The organism is Streptococcus hyointestinalis (assembly GCF_011039275.1).
Classification (GTDB): Bacteria; Bacillota; Bacilli; order Lactobacillales; family Streptococcaceae; genus Streptococcus; species Streptococcus hyointestinalis_A.
In genome coordinates, this window is the sequence record NZ_JAAKGB010000001.1 from 215,582 (window position 1) to 231,846 (window position 16,265).

Below are 16,265 nucleotides of genomic sequence, written 5' to 3' on the forward strand. Positions count from 1 at the left end.
ATAATTTATTTAGAAAAAATAAAACGGAGGGCAAAGACATGAACGGATTCATGAATTTCCTTGAAAACAAATTAGCTCCCTTTGGGACTAAGATTGGTAACCAGAGACACATGAAAGCTATCCGTGATGGCTTTATGATGGCAATGCCATTGGTGCTTATTGGTTCTATCTTCTTGCTGCTTATTAGCTGGCCAGATGAGTCGCTTCCTTTTTCAGTGCAAGGTTTCTTGCAAAATATTGGTGTCTATGACATCTTGTCGACTATGAACCAATCCACTATGGCTATCATTTCATTGGTGGCTTGTTTTGGGATAGCTTACAGATTGTCAGAATCTTATGGAACAGATGGTCCTTCAGCAGGGGTCTTGGCCTTGTCATCTTTTATCTTGATGGCGCCACGTTTTTCAGCTGAGACATTTGACGAAAAAGGGAAAGCTGTGACACAACTCTTTGGCGGAGCTATTCCATTTTCCAGTCTCAACTCAAGCACGCTCTTTATGGCGATTGCTATTGGTTTGATTACAGCTGAAATTTACCGTATCTTTATCCAAAAAGGTATCGTTATCAAGATGCCTAAGAATGTGCCGGATGTGGTGAGCAAGTCCTTCTCAGCTTTGCTTCCTGCTCTTACAGCGCTTATCTTTTGGGCATGTGTCTTGAAAGGTCTTGACGCAGCAGGGGTTAAAGGTGGTCTCAATGCTGTTCTTGGGCTTATCATTGGACAACCGCTTCGTCTCATTGCTGGTAATGTCATTGGTATGGTCATTGTCGTTCTTGTTAACTCTCTTTTCTGGTTCTGTGGTGTCAACGGTGGACAAGTGCTCAATGCCTTTGTTGACCCGGTCTGGCTCCAAATGACTGAAGAAAACCAAGCAGCAGCTGCTGCTGGTCATGTGCTTCCGAACATTATCACGCTTCCGTTTAAAGACCTCTTTGTCTTTATCGGTGGAGGTGGTGCAACCATTGGTTTAGCACTCTGTCTCATCCTCTTTAGTAAGAGCCAAACCTACAAACAACTCGGTCGTCTCTCTATCATCCCTTCTTTCTTTAATATCAATACGGCTATCCTCTTTAGCTTCCCGACAGTGCTTAATCCTATTATGATGATTCCATTTGTCCTTACACCAAGTATCAATGCTATCATTACTTATGTGGCTATGTCTACAGGACTTGTGCCGCTCACAACTGGTGTGGTACTGTCTTGGACAACACCTCCTATTATCGGTGGTTTCTTAGCAACGGGTGGTAGTTGGCAAGGCGCTGTCTTGCAGGTGGTTCTTGTCTTGGTTTCCTTTGCTATTTACTATCCATTCTTTAAAGTTGCTGATAAGAAGAACTTGGAACAAGAAATGTTAGGAGAATAGCCATGTTAGTAAAACTTTTTGAAAGTATTGAAAGTGAAACGGTGGATTTTGCCATTAGTGAGCTGAGCTATTATCTTAAGCATGTGTTCGGTGCGGAGGCTATTGTCGCTAAAACAAAAGAAGAAGCGGACTTGGTGCTTGATATAAAGGAAACAAGGGCTAACGATACGATTGCGATTCGGCTTGAAAATGGGAAAGGGCATATCGTTGCCAACAGTAAAGTAGCTCTCTTGATTGGGGTCTATCGTCTCTTAAATGCATTTGGGGTGGTCTTTACCCGTCCAGGACGTAAAAACGAGTATTTGCCAAGTCTATCTGAGGCAGACTGGCAAAAAGCTAGTATCACGATAGAAGAAACGGCTAGCTACAAGCACCGTGGTGTCTGTATCGAGGGGGCTGACTCTTATGAGAACATTGCTGATTTTCTGGATTGGCTACCAAAGATAAGGATGAATGCTTTCTTTGTCCAGTTTGAAAATCCTTATTCCTTCCTCAAGCGCTGGTACGAGCATGAGTTCAACCCTTATGCGGAGAAAGAGCCTTTTAGCAATGACATAGCGCAAGAGATGAGTGACCGCCTGGACGCAGAACTAACCAAACGTGGGCTAGTGCACCACCGTGTTGGGCACGGTTGGACCGGTGAGGTACTGGGCTATTCGTCTAAGTACGGCTGGGAGTCTGGCTTGACCTTACCAGAAGAGAAAAAAGCCTTTGCAGCTGAACTTGATGGCAAACGAGAACTTTATGATACGGCACCTATTTTGACCAGCCTATGCTTTTCCAATCCAGAGGTGGGCGACAAGATGTGCCAGCTCATCGTGGACTATGCCAAGAACCGTCCCGATGTCGACTATCTCCATGTCTGGCTGTCAGACGCTCGCAATAATATCTGTGAGTGCCCAGACTGTCAAAAGGATATTCCAGCGGATCAGTATGTGCGCATTCTCAATCAGCTTGATGAAGCCTTGACGGCAGAAGGGCTTGATACCAAGATTTGCTTCCTGCTCTATCATGAATTACTCTTTGCACCGCAAAAAGAAACCATCAAAAATCCAGATCGCTATACCATGATGTTTGCGCCAATCACACGTACCTTTGAGATGAGCTATGCCGATGTGGACTACGAACATGGCATTCCAGCTCCAAAAGACTATGTGCGTAATCAGATGGTCTTACCAAACTCGCTGGAGGAAAATCTTTCTTATCTCTTTGCTTGGCAAAAAATCTTCAAGGGAGACAGCTTTGTCTATGATTATCCGCTGGGGCGTGCGCACTATGGCGACCTTGGCTATATGAAGATTAGCAAGGTTATCTATCGTGACATTGCTTATCTGTACCATTTAGGGTTGAATGGCTACATCAGCTGCCAAGAATTGCGTTCAGGTTTCCCACACAATTTCCCTAACTTTGTCATGGGACAAATGCTGTGGAACAAGGAGGAAGCTTATGAAGATTTGAAAGCGGTTTATTTCGGGGCGCTCTACGGAAAAAACTGGCAGGCTGTCGTCACCTATCTAGAAAAGCTGTCTGATTACTCGTCCTGTGACTACTTCAACGCCATTGGTGACAGACAAGACGCAGATCTAGCGGCTAAGTATGCTATCTCTAGTCAGCTTGCTTTTCACTTCATCAACACGCTGGAGGAGAATATTGCTGTGACTACAGGGCTTCAAAAAGAAGCTTGGCGACAACTAGCCTATCACCGAGACTATGTGGTCAAGCTGGCACATGCCCTATATCTCATGGCGTCAGGTCAACATCTAGAAGGTCAGATCTACTGGCGTGATGTGCTGGATTATATCCGCAATCATGAAGCGGATTTCCAAGAAAATCTAGATGTTTATCGTGTTATTGAAGTAGCGAAAAATTACGCTGGCTTTACATTATAAAAAGAAAACAAAAACGCTTTCATGATATAATAAAGGTAAGCCTACCTTTGGGAGGAGGTGTATGATTAGATCGACCTTTTTATCGCTGTGCTTTTACTTTTTAGCATCGTTTGGCAATGCGCTAAGTATCAAAGCCAATATGGGAGTTGGTAGTTTTCTCTCACTCAGTGTAGCAGCTTCAGAGGCCTTAGACGTAAGTGTAGGTATGGTCACTATGGTGCTCAATCTCATCTTCTTACTTCTTTGTCTGCTCCTTGATGATAAACGAGGCATTAAGCATTACCTAGCTATCGCTCTTGCTCTAATCTGTCAAGGTAAGGTTATTGATTTCTTTTACTATCAAGTCTTATCTCCAATCGTACTCTCAAACTATGTGGAGCAATGTCTTTGTTTGCTTCTTGGGATAATGGTCACAGGAATCGGCTTAGGGCGAGTGTTGGCTTATCATATACTGGAGTTTCCGATTGAACATTTTTGTCAGCTTGTCGCAGATAAATGGAAGCGTTTTAGATTTGTGCAGCTGCGCTACAGCATTGATGTCTTTTGTGTGCTAGGGTCTCTTGTGATTAGTTTGTTCGGTCATCAAGCGCTTGTTGTGCGTGAGGGAACACTCATCACCATGCTATTAGTATCAGGAGTTATCTCTTGGTCGCAGTCTAAAAAATGGCTACATCGTTAGGATGGTAAAACGAAGGAGGAGTTTATGCGTAGGATTAAGATTGTTTGTTTACTAGCTAGTTTGCTAGCTTTAGGAGTTGTTCTTGGTGCTTGCTCAAGTCAGTCAAAAAGTTCTTCGGGAAAAACAGAGCTGACAGCTTGGGCTTGGGACCCAAACTTTAACATCAAAGCCCTAGAAGTGGCACGTGATGTCTATGAAAAGGAGAATCCCAATAAAATAAAACTCAAAATCACAGAAAACGCTCAAGATGATATTGTCCAAAAGCTCAATACCGCACTGAGTTCAGGTGTGACTAAAGGGCTTCCAAATATCGTTCTCATTGAGGATTATCGTGCCAAGAGCTTTTTAGAAGCCTATCCTGATAGTTTCTTTCCATTGACGGATTTCTTTAAAGCCAGTGATTTTGATAGCTACAAGATTAAAGCCACCACCGTTGGCAAGGTTAATTATGCCATCCCGTTTGATTCTGGGGCAACCGGACTTTATGTTCGTAAGGATTTGCTGGAGCAAGCGGGTCACAGCCTCGATGATGTCACCAATATCACTTGGTCTCAATTGCAGACGGTTGGTAAGGATATTTTAGATAAGACAGGTACCAAATTGTTATCTTCTGATTTAAACTCAGGAACGCTCATTCGAGGGATGTTGCAGTCCAGCGGTACTTGGTACACCAAGTCTGACGGCAAGACCCCATATCTAAAAGACAATGAAGCGCTAAAAGCAGCCTTCAAGCAAATCAAGTCTTTACGTGATGCGGGGCTTGTGAATATCCACAATAACTGGAGCGAGATGCTAAAAGCCTTTAATACAGGTGTTGTTGCGACAGTACCTTCAGGCAACTGGATAACACCATCCATCACAGCTGAGACGAGCCAGTCAGGCAAGTGGGCAGTTGTTCCTTGGCCACGCCAAGACCTAGACAAGTCTGTCAACACTTCAAACCTTGGCGGCGCTTCCCTTTACGTGCTCAATATTGATGGCAAGGAAGCGGCAGCTGATTTTCTAGCCAAAACCTTTGGGTCAAATGTTGACTTTTACAAGAAAATTCTCAAAGAGGCAGGAGCGCTTGGCACCTACAAACCCGTTGCCAAATCAGGTGCTTACGATAGCGAAGTCGAATACTTTGGCAACCAAAAAATCTATCAAGACTTTGCGACTTGGTCTGAAAAAATCCCAGCTGTCAACTATGGCAAAGACACCTATGCACTAGAAGATATCGTTGTTTCTAGTTTGCAAGATTACATTTCAGGCAAGGACTTGGATACTGTATTAGCTTCTGCGCAAAAGCAAGCAGAAACACAAGTGAATAAATAAAGATAAGGGTGGAGGCGGATGCTTTCATCCTTTATGAGATGAGGAGACCGATATGGTACGTCTGAAAAAACGATTAGTAGCTCTGGGGTTTATCACAATTCCTACCTTTTTGATTAGCATTTTCTATTTTTACCCGATGGTGCAGACCTTTATCATGTCGCTAACCTCAGGACCTGGTAATCAGTTGCAGTTTGTGGGTTTTGATAACTATAAGCGCCTGCTGAGTGATCCTGTCTTTTTAGCCTCTCTTGGCAATACGCTTTTGTTTCTGATTGTTCAAGTGCCTGTCATGGTGCTACTTGCTATCTTTTTCTCTGTTGTTCTCAACCAAAAAACGCTGAAATTCAAGGGTATCTTTAGAACCCTCGTCTTTCTCCCAAGCGTGACCTCGCTTGTTGCTTATTCTATCGTTTTTAAATACCTCTTTAGTAACGAAGGGATTATTAACAAGATGCTGATGGGTCTTCATGTGATTGGTGAGCCTATTTTGTGGTTATCAGATCCGTTTTGGGCAAAAGTGTTGATTATTATTGCCATTACTTGGCGCTGGACAGGCTACAACATGATTTTCTTCTTGTCCGCTCTGCAAAATATCGACCCTGAAATCTATGAAGCAGCAGATGTCGATGGAGCAAGTGCCCGTCAGAAATTTTTCCACATTACAGTTCCTCTCTTAAAACCTGTGATTCTCTTTACCTCTGTGACGTCTACGATTGGTACGCTTCAACTCTTTGCAGAACCGATGAATATCACAGGCGGAGGTCCTGGAAATGCGACCATAACCATCTCCCAATACATCTACAATATCAGCTTTAAGTACACACCAGACTTTGGTTATGCGGCAGCGATTTCTTATGTCATCGTTGTGTTGGTTGTTCTCTTTTCAGGCATTCAGTCAAAAATTGGAGGTAAAAAATGAAACGCTCTCATCTTCTCTCCTATCTATTTCTCGTCATGATGTCAATTGTGTTTGCCTTTCCCTTTTATTTCCTGCTTGTCAGTATGACCAACACCAGCATAGACGTGACCAATGGGCGTTTGCTTTTTGGCAGTCATTTTCTAGAAAATCTCAGCCATTTGTTTGAGAGGACAGACATGCTAAAGGCTATTGCCAACTCTAGTATTATCACTCTTATTCAAACCAGCTTAGCGCTTCTTATCGGTTCTGCTGCTGGCTATGGTTTTGAGATTTATCGGAATAAATGGACGGACATGATTTTTAACACGCTCTTGCTGTCTATGATGATTCCCTTTGCGGCGATTATGATTCCTTTGTTTCGTCTGTTTGGGCAGTTGTCACAGGTGAGTGATGTCATTGGTATTGACTCTTATGCGTCTATCTATCTGCCTTATCTCTCAACAGCTTTTCTCGTTTTCTACTTTAGACAAAACACCAAGATGTTCCCACGTGAACTTCTAGAAGCTGGGAAAATAGATGGTTTATCGGACATTGGCTGTTTTTTTAGGATTTATATGCCGACCATGAAAACAACCTACGCTGCAGCAGGGATTATCACCTTCATGAATAGCTGGAATAACTATCTCTGGCCTTTGATTGTCGTACAAACTCCAGAAAAGCAGACGGTTCCTTTGTTGATTTCTAATCTCAGCTCGAGCTATTCGCCTGATTTTGGGCTGATTATGACAGCGGTGCTTCTTGCAACTTTGCCAACCTTACTCATCTTCTTTCTTTTACAAAAACACTTTGTTGCGGGTATGCTTGGTGCATCAAAATAGGAGGTGGCTATGTTATTAGACAGAGTTTTTCACGAGGATATGACACAGTTTCATGTTCATACGCTTCCTAGACGTAATTATTATATCCCATATTCTGACCAAGAAAGCGCTAGGCGAGCGTGCTTGCGGCAAGAGTCCAATCGCTTTGTTAGTCTCAATGGTAGCTGGCAGTTTGCCTATTTTCCCTCTTTAGCAGAGATTATGGATGAGGATATCGCTCAGCTGAGTGCTAGCTTGTCAGAGACTATTTGGGTGCCGTCAGTTTGGCAGTACAACGGTTATGACCAGCTTGCTTATCTCAATGAACGATTTGCCATTCCTTTTGATGTTCCTTACGTTCCTTGCGATAATCCTTGCGCACTTTATCAACGAAACTTTAAGGTTTCTAGTGAGGATAGAGCTCGTTTTGACTATCATTTGACTTTTGAGGGGGTGGATAGCTGTTTTTACCTTTGGGTTAATAGCCAATTTGTCGGCTACAGTCAGATTTCTCATAGCCTATCAGAGTTTGACATCACACCTCACCTCTATGATGGAGACAATATCCTAAATGTTTTGGTTTTGAAGTGGTGTGATGGCACTTACTTAGAAGCACAGGATAAGTTTCGTGTCAGCGGGATTTTCCGAGATGTTTATCTGTTAAAGCGTGACAAAGACAGCTTTTATCAATATCGACTCCATCAAACGACCGACAGCAAGGCAAAGACAGCGCTCCTTTCCTTAGAACTTGACAATTGGGAGTCAGCTGTGCCTTATCTCTGCTACGCTCCGTCTGGTGAGCTGGTCGCAAAAGGAGATGACCTCACGCAAATCGAGCTTACCTCTATCTCGCTCTGGTCGGCTGAGTGCCCAAAGCTCTATACTCTACTTTTACATTTTGGAGATGAATGGGTGTGCGAGCGCATAGGCTTTCGTGAGCTGACCATCACAGATGGTGTTTTTTACCTCAATCAAGCACCCATCAAACTCTACGGCGTTAATCATCATGATAGCAACCCTCTATCTGGACCTTGTGTGACCTTGGAGGAGCAAAAAGAAGACTTGCTCATGATGAAAAAACATCACATCAATGCTATCAGAACGTCTCACTATCCTAAATCACCAGAGTTTTACCAGCTCTGTGATGAACTCGGTTTTTATGTCATGAGTGAAGCAGATATTGAGATGCACGGTATCGTCAGCCTCTATGGACTTGGTGGTTATGACAATTACAATCAGCTTGCTAATGACAGCCGTTTTTTAGCACCTATCCTTGATAGACTAGAGAGTAGCATTGTTCCGCTTGTCAACATGTCCTCTATCTTTTCTTGGTCCCTTGGTAATGAGTCAGGTTTTGGCACTAATTTCGAGGAAGGTCTGCGTTTGGTGAAGGCGCTAGATGCTAGTCGCTTGCGGCATTATGAAGGGTATTTTCATGCGGACAGCACAGCTGATGGCAGTTTACTTGATGTTCATTCTCGCATGTATGCGAGTTTAGAGGATATTGAGTTGCATTATTTGCAAAAGCGTGACAAGCCTTTCCTCTTATGTGAGTATTCCCATGCGATGGGCAATAGCTGTGGCGACCTTTTTGACTATGATGTGCTCATGCAAGCTTATCCTAACTTTCTAGGTGGTTTTGTCTGGGAGTGGTGCGACCATGCCTTTGTCCTTGAAAAAGAGGGAAAACAGGTCCTTCGCTACGGTGGCGATTCTGGTGAAGAGGTACACGATGGGCATTTTTGCGTAGACGGCTTGGTGTCACCAGATAGACTTCCTCATACCAGCCTTGCGCTGTTTAAGCAAATGCACTGTCCTTTTAAAATAGATAAACTAGCAGACGGCACCTTGCTTTTGAAAAATACCTACTTTTTCACGGCAACAAAAAGTGACCTTCGCTTGCTTTATCAGCTGGTGGTGAATGGCGAGGTCGTCAAGGAGCACAACGAAGCTATTGTGGATATGCCAGCACGTAGTGAGCTGAAATTGCTCTCTCCGTTTACCAATTGGCAAGAGTACCATGGGCGTGTTGACCTGCGTGTGCACTTTATTTGGCTTGGTGAGGAGGCTGGTGTGAAAAGTATCTGCCTAAGAGAGGTGACACCTGACTTATCTTCTTTCCAAAAAGAAAACAAACCTCAATCTTGGCAGGCTACAGAGTACGCTGCAAGGATTGAGCTAAAGCGTGGTGAGATGAGTGTCACTTTTGATAAGAGAACTGGCTTTCTCTCACAGGTTAAGCTTGGGGATACAGCCTATTTGACCGAGCCTATGCAGCTTATCATTTGGCGTGCGCCAACCGACAATGATACTAAGCTCCTGCCACTTTGGAAGGCTGCAGGTTACGACCGAGTACGCTCACGTGCCTACGAGACCAGTCTTTTGAAAACGTTAGATAGCATAGTTCTTGAAACCTCTATCAGTCTAGCGGCTGCTGGAGTGCAGTCTGTATTGAGAGCACAACTCACGTGGACTTTTCGCTCTGATGGCGCTATAAGCTTGAGTGCACATTTTATCAAAGATAAGGTCTTTCCTAGTCTACCAAGACTGGGCTTGCAGCTGGTACTTCCAAAAGAGATGGCACAGCTTTCTTACATGGGCAATGGTCCTAAGGAAAATTACAGCGATAAGCGTCAGGCGAGTTACTTTGGGCGTTTTGAGACAAGAGTCTCTGAGATGAGAGAAGCCTACATCTATCCTCAGGAGTCTGGTAATCGTTGTCAGGTTTATGCTGCACGATTGAGGAGTCAGGATTTGGCTTTAAGTGTTGTGTCACAGCGGGCGATATCTTTTAATGCTAGTCCCTATAGTCTAGAGGAATTGACCAGATGTAGCCACATTGACCTTTTGAGAGACAGTCAAGCGACTTATCTCTATCTGGACGTTGCACAGGCTGGCATTGGCTCTCATAGCTGTGGACCAGAATTACCAGAGCGCTATCAGCTAGGGCAAGAACATTATGACTTAGAGGTGACCTTTTGGTTTTAGTAAGGAGACGATATGACAATAGAGACACAGGTTGTTGAAACGATAGAAGAAAAAGCTATTACACAGATAAAATTGACCAATAACAATGGCATTGAAGCCGATTTTCTGACCTTAGGAGCGACTTGGCAAGCCTTTTACGTGCCGAGTGAAACTGGCAGTAAGGAAAATCTCATCATCGGCTTTGACAAGCCAAGCGACTATCTCAGAAATACACTTTGCGCTGGGCAGTCCATTGGTCGTGTAGCAGGTCGGATTGATAAAGGACAAGTCGTTTTAGATGGTCAAAAAAGACAGCTTCCGCAAAACGAACAGGGAAACTGCTTGCACGGTGGTTTTGAGGGATTTCACAAGCACATCTGGGATTATGAGACCAGAGAAAGTGAGAATAAGGTTGAGGTCATTATGACTTATCGGGCATGTGAAGTTGTTGATGGCTTTCCAGGGGACATGACGGTGGAGGCATGCTTTTCGCTTGATGACAATAACCGCTTGACCATCACTTATACCGCAAAAGATGTGACAGCACCCACGCTTTTCAATCCAACGAATCATGTGTACTTTAATCTTGGTTCTAGGCAAGACTTGCTGACGCATGAGCTTAGTATAGCCAGTCACCATTATCTAAAAACTAGAGAAGACCTTGTGCCAACAGGTGATTTGTGTGCTGTAGAACGTACAGGCTATGATTTACGACAAGGACAAAACCTTGGACAAGTTATCCAGCAAACAGGCGGTTTAGACGATACCTTTATCGTTCAGCCGACACTTACGACACCTACAGCGACTCTAGCTGACAAAGAGAGTGGTCACACAATCAAGCTCTACTCTGACCGCACCGCTCTTGTGGTTTACACGATGGGAAGTGTAGAGGAAGGTGTCTATCCTATGCGTGATAAGGGAAAACCTGCCAGAGCCTATGAAGCTGTAGCTCTTGAAGCACAATACCCACCAGATACGCCTAATCATGCAGACTTTGGTGATATTATCATCCGTCCTGATGAAACCAAAACATACACCATTATGTTTGCGCATGAACGGACCACATAAGAAAAACCACTCTTAGACATCTAGATAATATACGGTGTCATAAGAGTGGTTTTTTCTTAGTCCACCTCAAGACAAAAGGCGTCCCAAGGTTCTAGTGTGAGGTTTTCAAGTGTCTGAGGGGTCTTGGTATTTGCGATGATGGTGTCTTTTATCGTGTAGTTGCTAGTGAAGCTTTGTATCTCGTCAGAGAGGTTGACAAGGACCAGGTAGGTTTTATCAGTCGCTTTTCTGAGGTAAGCAAAGATTTTGTCGTTGGTCTCCAGAAGCTCATAGTCTGCGTCCACCAGCCAATCCTCCTCCTTGCGGAGCTTGATAAGGGCTTGGTAGGTGTAAAAGAGACTGTTTTTGTCGGCTAGGGCTTTAGCGACGTTGATGGTTTGGTAGTTAGGATTGACAGGTAGCCACGGTTTAGCGGTTGAAAAGCCTGCTTGAGGGCTATCATCCCACTGCATAGGCGTTCTAGCATTGTCACGGCTGACCTTACGAATGCTCTCGATGATAGTTTCTTCAGATTTACCAGCTTGTCTGGCTTCAGCGATAAAGTTGCGAGATTCGATGTCCTCTATCTCAGAAAAGTCAGCCTTGAAAGGGTAGTTGAGCATGCCGATTTCTTCGCCTTGATAGATGTAAGGTGTCCCACGCAAGAGGTGCAATAGAATGGCAAAGGCTTTGCCGGATTTTTCACGATAGGTCGTCTCATTGCCCCAAATGGAGAGGACACGAGGCAGGTCGTGATTGTTCCAAAAAAGAGAGTTCCAGCCCTCAGTGGGGTCGAGCTCAATCTGCCACTTGCTAAAGATAGCTTTGAGCCTCGGCACATCTAGGCTGGTAAAGTCCCACTTAGGGTGGTTGTCAAGGTGCTGCAGTCCGATGTGCTCAAACTGAAAGACCATGGAAAGCTCGTGATTGTCTGGGTTTGAGTAGGCTTTGGCAATGGCAGGTGTCGCTCCCCAGGTCTCCCCAACGGTCAATAAATCCTTGTCTTTTAAGGTTGCTCGGTGCATTTCCTTCAAATAGTCATGGAGTTTAGGTCCGTTTGTCGTAATCCCCTTATCTGGGACTTTTCCGATCATGTCAATAACGTCCATGCGAAAGCCACCGATACCCTTGTCAATCCAAAAGTTCATCATGTCGTAGACCTTTTGGCGCAGGGCAGGATTTTCCCAGTTGAGGTCAGGCTGTTTCTTGCTAAAGAGGTGGAGATAATACTGCTGTGACTTGTCGTCATATTGCCAAGCAGAGCCACCAAAGAGGGATTCGAGGTCATTGGGCTGGTCACGCCAGATGTAAAAATCACGCTCAGGGCTGTTTGGATTTTCCTTGGCTGTGACAAACCAAGCATGCTCATCAGAGGTGTGGTTGACCACCAAGTCCATAATGATACGAATGTTGCGGCGCTTTGCCTCTAGTAGCAGCTCATCCATATCACTCATATCCCCAAAGCACTCAGCAATCTTCTCATAATCGGAAATGTCATAGCCATTGTCATCCATAGGGCTCTGGTAAACGGGTGATAGCCAAATGGCAGAAATCCCCAGCTCCTCTAGGTAATCCAGCTTTTGGATAATCCCTCGTAAATCACCGATACCATCGCCATTACTGTCCTTAAAACTCTTAGGGTAAATCTGGTAAATCGTCGCTTTTTGCCACCAATGCTTCATGAAATAGCATCCTCCTTTTAATCTTTGCAAACTAGTATAGCGCTTTCACGATAGAAGTCAAGTGATTTATAAAGCTTTTCTGAAAGTTTTTAGCGGAGTGAGTTATAAAAAAATCATCCGAATCGCTCGGATGATTGTCTCTTACCAAATCCCCATCAAGTGCTGCATGATAAGACTAGCTACACTGACAGCAACCCAGCAGCAAGCACCAAGTCCGATAGCAGAGCCACCAGTTTTGATGAGCTTGACGATGTGGGTGTTTAGCCCGATAGCTGTCATTGCCATCACGATGAAGAATTTAGAAAGCAATTGCAAGTAGTGGAAAATGCTCATATCCCAGTTCATGCTACTAAACAAGGTCGTAATCAATGAAGCCACGATGAAGTAGATGATAAAGGTTGGAAAGACTTTAGAGAGTTTAAAGGTTTGGCTTCCGCCTTGCCCTTTGTTGATTTTGTAGTAGCGATAAGTCGATAGGGCAAGGGTGATAGGGATAATAGCCAGTGTTCGTGTCAATTTGACGATAGTCGCTTCTGCTAGCGTGTTACTGTTGTGGATAACGTCCCAAGCAGCAGAAGTTGCCGTTACAGATGAGGTGTCATTGACAGCTGTTCCTGAGAAAATGGCAAAGCCATGATTGCTAAGTCCTAGCCATTCACCAAGACTAGGAAAGACCAGCGCTGCGATAAGGTTGAAAAAGAAAATAACCGAAATCGAAGTCGCCACATCATCATCACTCGCTTCGATAACAGGAGCCGTTGCAGCAATGGCAGACCCCCCACAGATAGAAGACCCCACTCCAATCAGAGTCGCACTGTCAGATGGCAATTTAAAGGCTTTGGCTAAGAGATAAGCCACAATCAAAGCAACGCTGATGGTTACGATAATAATAGGTAGAGATTGCGCTCCTACACGCAAAACCTGTGTCATGTTTAGCCCAAACCCTAAAAAGACAACTGCTGTTTGCAGTAGGTATTTAGACGTAAAGGCAATTCCTTCAGCCGTTTTGTCTCGGTTAGTGTAACCCATACCAATGGCAATCCCCATCAATAAACCAAAAACAGGGGCACCGATAACTGGGAAATAATTTCCCAAAATCCAAGCAACGACTGAGATTAAAAGGCAAACGCCGATTCCTGGCGCATAACGACGAACCATGAATACCTCCTAAATAAATGAGAAATTTATGATAAACAAAACACTACTATTATAATCCCTTTTGCAAGGAAAGTAAACAAAAAAGCGATATCTTTTTTCAAAGTGTGCTGCCACGTTTGATTAGTCTCGTGGAAAGTCTTGTCATGCTAGAGATGTCATCGTTTTCGTGGATTTGCCTGCATAGAATATCAAGGGCACAAGCGCCCATTTTTTCCGTGTGAACTCGCACGCTTGAGAGCGTTGGAAAGACCTGCTGTGTGAGACTCGTATCGTTAAAGGAGATGAGCTCAACATCATTTGGGACGGATAGCTTGTGCTCTTGCAGCGCTCTGAGGCTTCCGACAGCCAGTGTATCGTTAGCGATAAAAAACGCCTTTGGCAGTTTGTCGCCTAGTGTTGTGATAGCTTGTGTCATCAGCGTGTAGCCTGCTTGGCTGGAAAATTCGCCAGTGAAAATCGCCTCAGGATTGTAGCAGCCTTTTTCCTTAGTATAGCGCTCAAAGGTAGCCAGTCTAGGGTCAGGAACAAGCTCTTCTTGGTCGGTTGTCATCTCTTTTCCAGCTATCATGCCAATGGTCTTAGAGTGTGTCAGCAGACAATCAATGGCTTGACGCACACCATTATCAAAGTCAGAGGTCACACAGGAATAGCCAAGAGACAAGGTATCGCTATCAATAAAGACAAGCTGCTTGGTAAAGCTTTCAAGCTCTCTAATCTGCTCACGACTGAACTTGCCAATAGCGATAATACCGTCAATATCATCAGGAATCTCTGAAAAATCATTGTGAAAGTAGCGCAGCAGCTGATGTTGCATCTCCTGTGCTCGCTTTTCAAGACCCAGACGAATGGCATAGTAGTAAAGGTCATTGAGTTCTTCTTGCTTGCTGTACCACTGTACAAGAGCGATTTTAAGTGTAGCTGGGGAGTCGTTTTGTATTTTACGGTGCTTGTTGTAGCCAAGCTCCTTTGTTGCTTGCAGGATATTTTGCCTGGTTTGTTGACTGACAGATAGGGTCTTGTCTTGGTTAAGAACACGTGAGACGGTGGCAGGTGAGACACCAACACGCTTTGCAATATCTTTTAAGGTTACCATCATATTCTCTTTTCTACTTAGTCTCTACTATTATAGCATGCTCATAATAGAGAAAGCAAAAAAAGTTTACTAAAATTTTACTAAAATAAAATTGACTTTTACTAACTGAAGGTATACAATACAAGTGAAGAAACAAATAAAGGGCTTTCATTTTAGAAAGTAGAGGTGACCAGAATGAAAACAGAAGAGTTAAAACACGCTTTTTATGCGACTTTTGGTGAAGAAGCTGACGCTCTCTTTTTCTCGCCAGGGCGTATCAATCTCATTGGTGAACACACAGACTATAACGGCGGGCATGTTTTTCCAGCAGCTATTACCCTAGGGACTTATGGCGCTGCTAAAAAGCGCTCTGATAGAACGCTACGCTTTTACTCAGCCAACTTTGAGGAGGCTGGTATCATTGAGGTGTCACTAGACCATTTGACCTTTGATAAGGCAGATGGCTGGACCAATTACGCCAAAGGCGTCTTGAAGTTTTTGCAGGAAGCTGGGCATAGGATTGACAGTGGTATGGATGTCTTTATTTATGGCAATATCCCTAACGGCTCAGGCTTGTCGTCCTCTGCTTCTTTGGAGCTTTTGATTGGTATCATAGCTGAAGAGTTGTTTGACCTTGAGGTGACTCGTCTTGATTTGGTCAAGATTGGCAAGCAAACAGAAAATGACTTTATCGGTGTCAATTCTGGCATCATGGATCAATTTGCTATCGGCATGGGAGCTGATAATAAAGCCATCTATCTAGATACCAACACCCTAGACTATGACCTTGTTCCCCTTGATTTGGGTGACAATGTCATTGTCATCATGAATACCAATAAACGCCGTGAGTTGGCTGACTCCAAGTACAATGAGCGTCGAAGTGAATGCGAAACAGCTCTAGGTGAGTTGCAAACCAAACTTGCGATTAAGACTCTAGGTGACTTGGACCTTGAAACTTTTGATGAGTACAGCTATTTGATTAAGGAGGAAAACCGTATCAAACGTGCTCGTCACGCTGTCTCTGAAAATCAGCGCACGCTTGAAGCACGCAAGGCTTTAGAAGCTGGCAATCTCGAGCGGTTCGGTCGCTTGATGAATGCTTCACATGTGTCTTTAGAGCATGATTATGAGGTGACAGGACTTGAGCTTGATACCTTGGTGCATACGGCTTGGCAGCAAGAAGGTGTCCTCGGTGCTCGTATGACCGGTGCAGGATTTGGAGGATGTGGTATTGCCATCGTTGAAAAAGATAAGGTAGAAGACTTTAAAACAGCAGTTGGCAAGCGCTACGTTGAGGTTGTCGGCTACACTCCAGACTTCTATGTCGCTGAAATCGCAAGTGGCTCTAAGGTTTTATCTCATAAATAGAGGTGATTA

The 16,265-nt window shown here is 44.1% G+C and carries 12 protein-coding genes; 9 read left to right on the forward strand and 3 right to left on the reverse strand.

Annotated features, from left to right (window positions below; all coding sequences use genetic code 11):
• Nucleotides 1-38 precede the first annotated feature (38 nt).
• The 8 genes from G5B60_RS01275 to G5B60_RS01310 all read left to right on the forward strand — a co-directional run bounded on the left by G5B60_RS01275 (nucleotide 39) and on the right by G5B60_RS01310 (nucleotide 10,997).
• Entirely contained in the window at nucleotides 39-1,364 is a 1,326-nt protein-coding gene (locus G5B60_RS01275; RefSeq protein WP_164682220.1) for a PTS sugar transporter subunit IIC, read from the forward strand.
• 2 nt (nucleotides 1,365-1,366) lie between these two features.
• Nucleotides 1,367-3,253 (forward strand): DUF4838 domain-containing protein, encoded by a 1,887-nt coding sequence (locus tag G5B60_RS01280; protein WP_164682221.1) that lies wholly within the window; start codon nucleotides 1,367-1,369, stop codon nucleotides 3,251-3,253.
• Nucleotides 3,254-3,314: 61 nt separating this feature from the next.
• Nucleotides 3,315-3,932: a hypothetical protein gene (locus G5B60_RS01285; RefSeq protein ID WP_164682222.1), complete on the forward strand. Its 618-nt coding sequence runs from the start codon at nucleotides 3,315-3,317 to the stop codon at nucleotides 3,930-3,932.
• Nucleotides 3,933-3,956: 24 nt separating this feature from the next.
• Nucleotides 3,957-5,246 (forward strand): ABC transporter substrate-binding protein, encoded by a 1,290-nt coding sequence (locus G5B60_RS01290; protein ID WP_164682223.1) that lies wholly within the window; start codon nucleotides 3,957-3,959, stop codon nucleotides 5,244-5,246.
• Between the two features lie 52 nt (nucleotides 5,247-5,298).
• On the forward strand, nucleotides 5,299-6,165 hold the full coding sequence (locus G5B60_RS01295; protein ID WP_164682224.1) for a carbohydrate ABC transporter permease: 867 nt from the start codon (nucleotides 5,299-5,301) through the stop codon (nucleotides 6,163-6,165).
• Nucleotides 6,162-6,983 carry a carbohydrate ABC transporter permease gene (locus tag G5B60_RS01300; protein WP_164682225.1) on the forward strand — a complete coding sequence of 274 codons (822 nt, stop codon included), beginning with the start codon at nucleotides 6,162-6,164 and terminating at the stop codon, nucleotides 6,981-6,983. Before G5B60_RS01295 ends, G5B60_RS01300 begins: the two co-directional genes overlap by 4 nt.
• Nucleotides 6,984-6,992: 9 nt before the next feature.
• Nucleotides 6,993-9,950 (forward strand): glycoside hydrolase family 2 TIM barrel-domain containing protein, encoded by a 2,958-nt coding sequence (locus G5B60_RS01305; RefSeq protein ID WP_164682226.1) that lies wholly within the window; start codon nucleotides 6,993-6,995, stop codon nucleotides 9,948-9,950.
• Between the two features lie 12 nt (nucleotides 9,951-9,962).
• A complete protein-coding gene (locus G5B60_RS01310) occupies nucleotides 9,963-10,997 on the forward strand; it encodes an aldose epimerase family protein (protein WP_164682227.1) in 1,035 nt (344 codons plus the stop codon).
• 56 nt (nucleotides 10,998-11,053) lie between these two features.
• Here G5B60_RS01310 and G5B60_RS01315 read toward each other — a convergent pair whose 3' ends face one another.
• From G5B60_RS01315 to G5B60_RS01325, 3 genes are all read right to left on the reverse strand, one after another.
• Nucleotides 11,054-12,658, reverse strand: a complete 1,605-nt coding sequence (locus G5B60_RS01315; protein WP_164682228.1) for a glycoside hydrolase family 13 protein — start codon at nucleotides 12,656-12,658, stop codon at nucleotides 11,054-11,056.
• Between the two features lie 141 nt (nucleotides 12,659-12,799).
• Complete coding sequence (locus G5B60_RS01320) at nucleotides 12,800-13,816, reverse strand: YeiH family protein (RefSeq protein ID WP_164682229.1); 1,017 nt, start codon at nucleotides 13,814-13,816, stop codon at nucleotides 12,800-12,802.
• A 97-nt stretch (nucleotides 13,817-13,913) separates the two neighbouring features.
• The gene (locus G5B60_RS01325) at nucleotides 13,914-14,909 is read right to left on the reverse strand and encodes a LacI family DNA-binding transcriptional regulator (protein ID WP_164684073.1); all 996 of its coding nucleotides are present in this window, start codon (nucleotides 14,907-14,909) and stop codon (nucleotides 13,914-13,916) included.
• A 174-nt stretch (nucleotides 14,910-15,083) separates the two neighbouring features.
• Here G5B60_RS01325 and G5B60_RS01330 point away from each other — a divergent pair, with 174 nt between their 5' ends.
• Nucleotides 15,084-16,256 (forward strand): galactokinase, encoded by a 1,173-nt coding sequence (locus G5B60_RS01330; protein WP_164682230.1) that lies wholly within the window; start codon nucleotides 15,084-15,086, stop codon nucleotides 16,254-16,256.
• The last annotated feature ends 9 nt before the right edge of the window (nucleotides 16,257-16,265 follow it).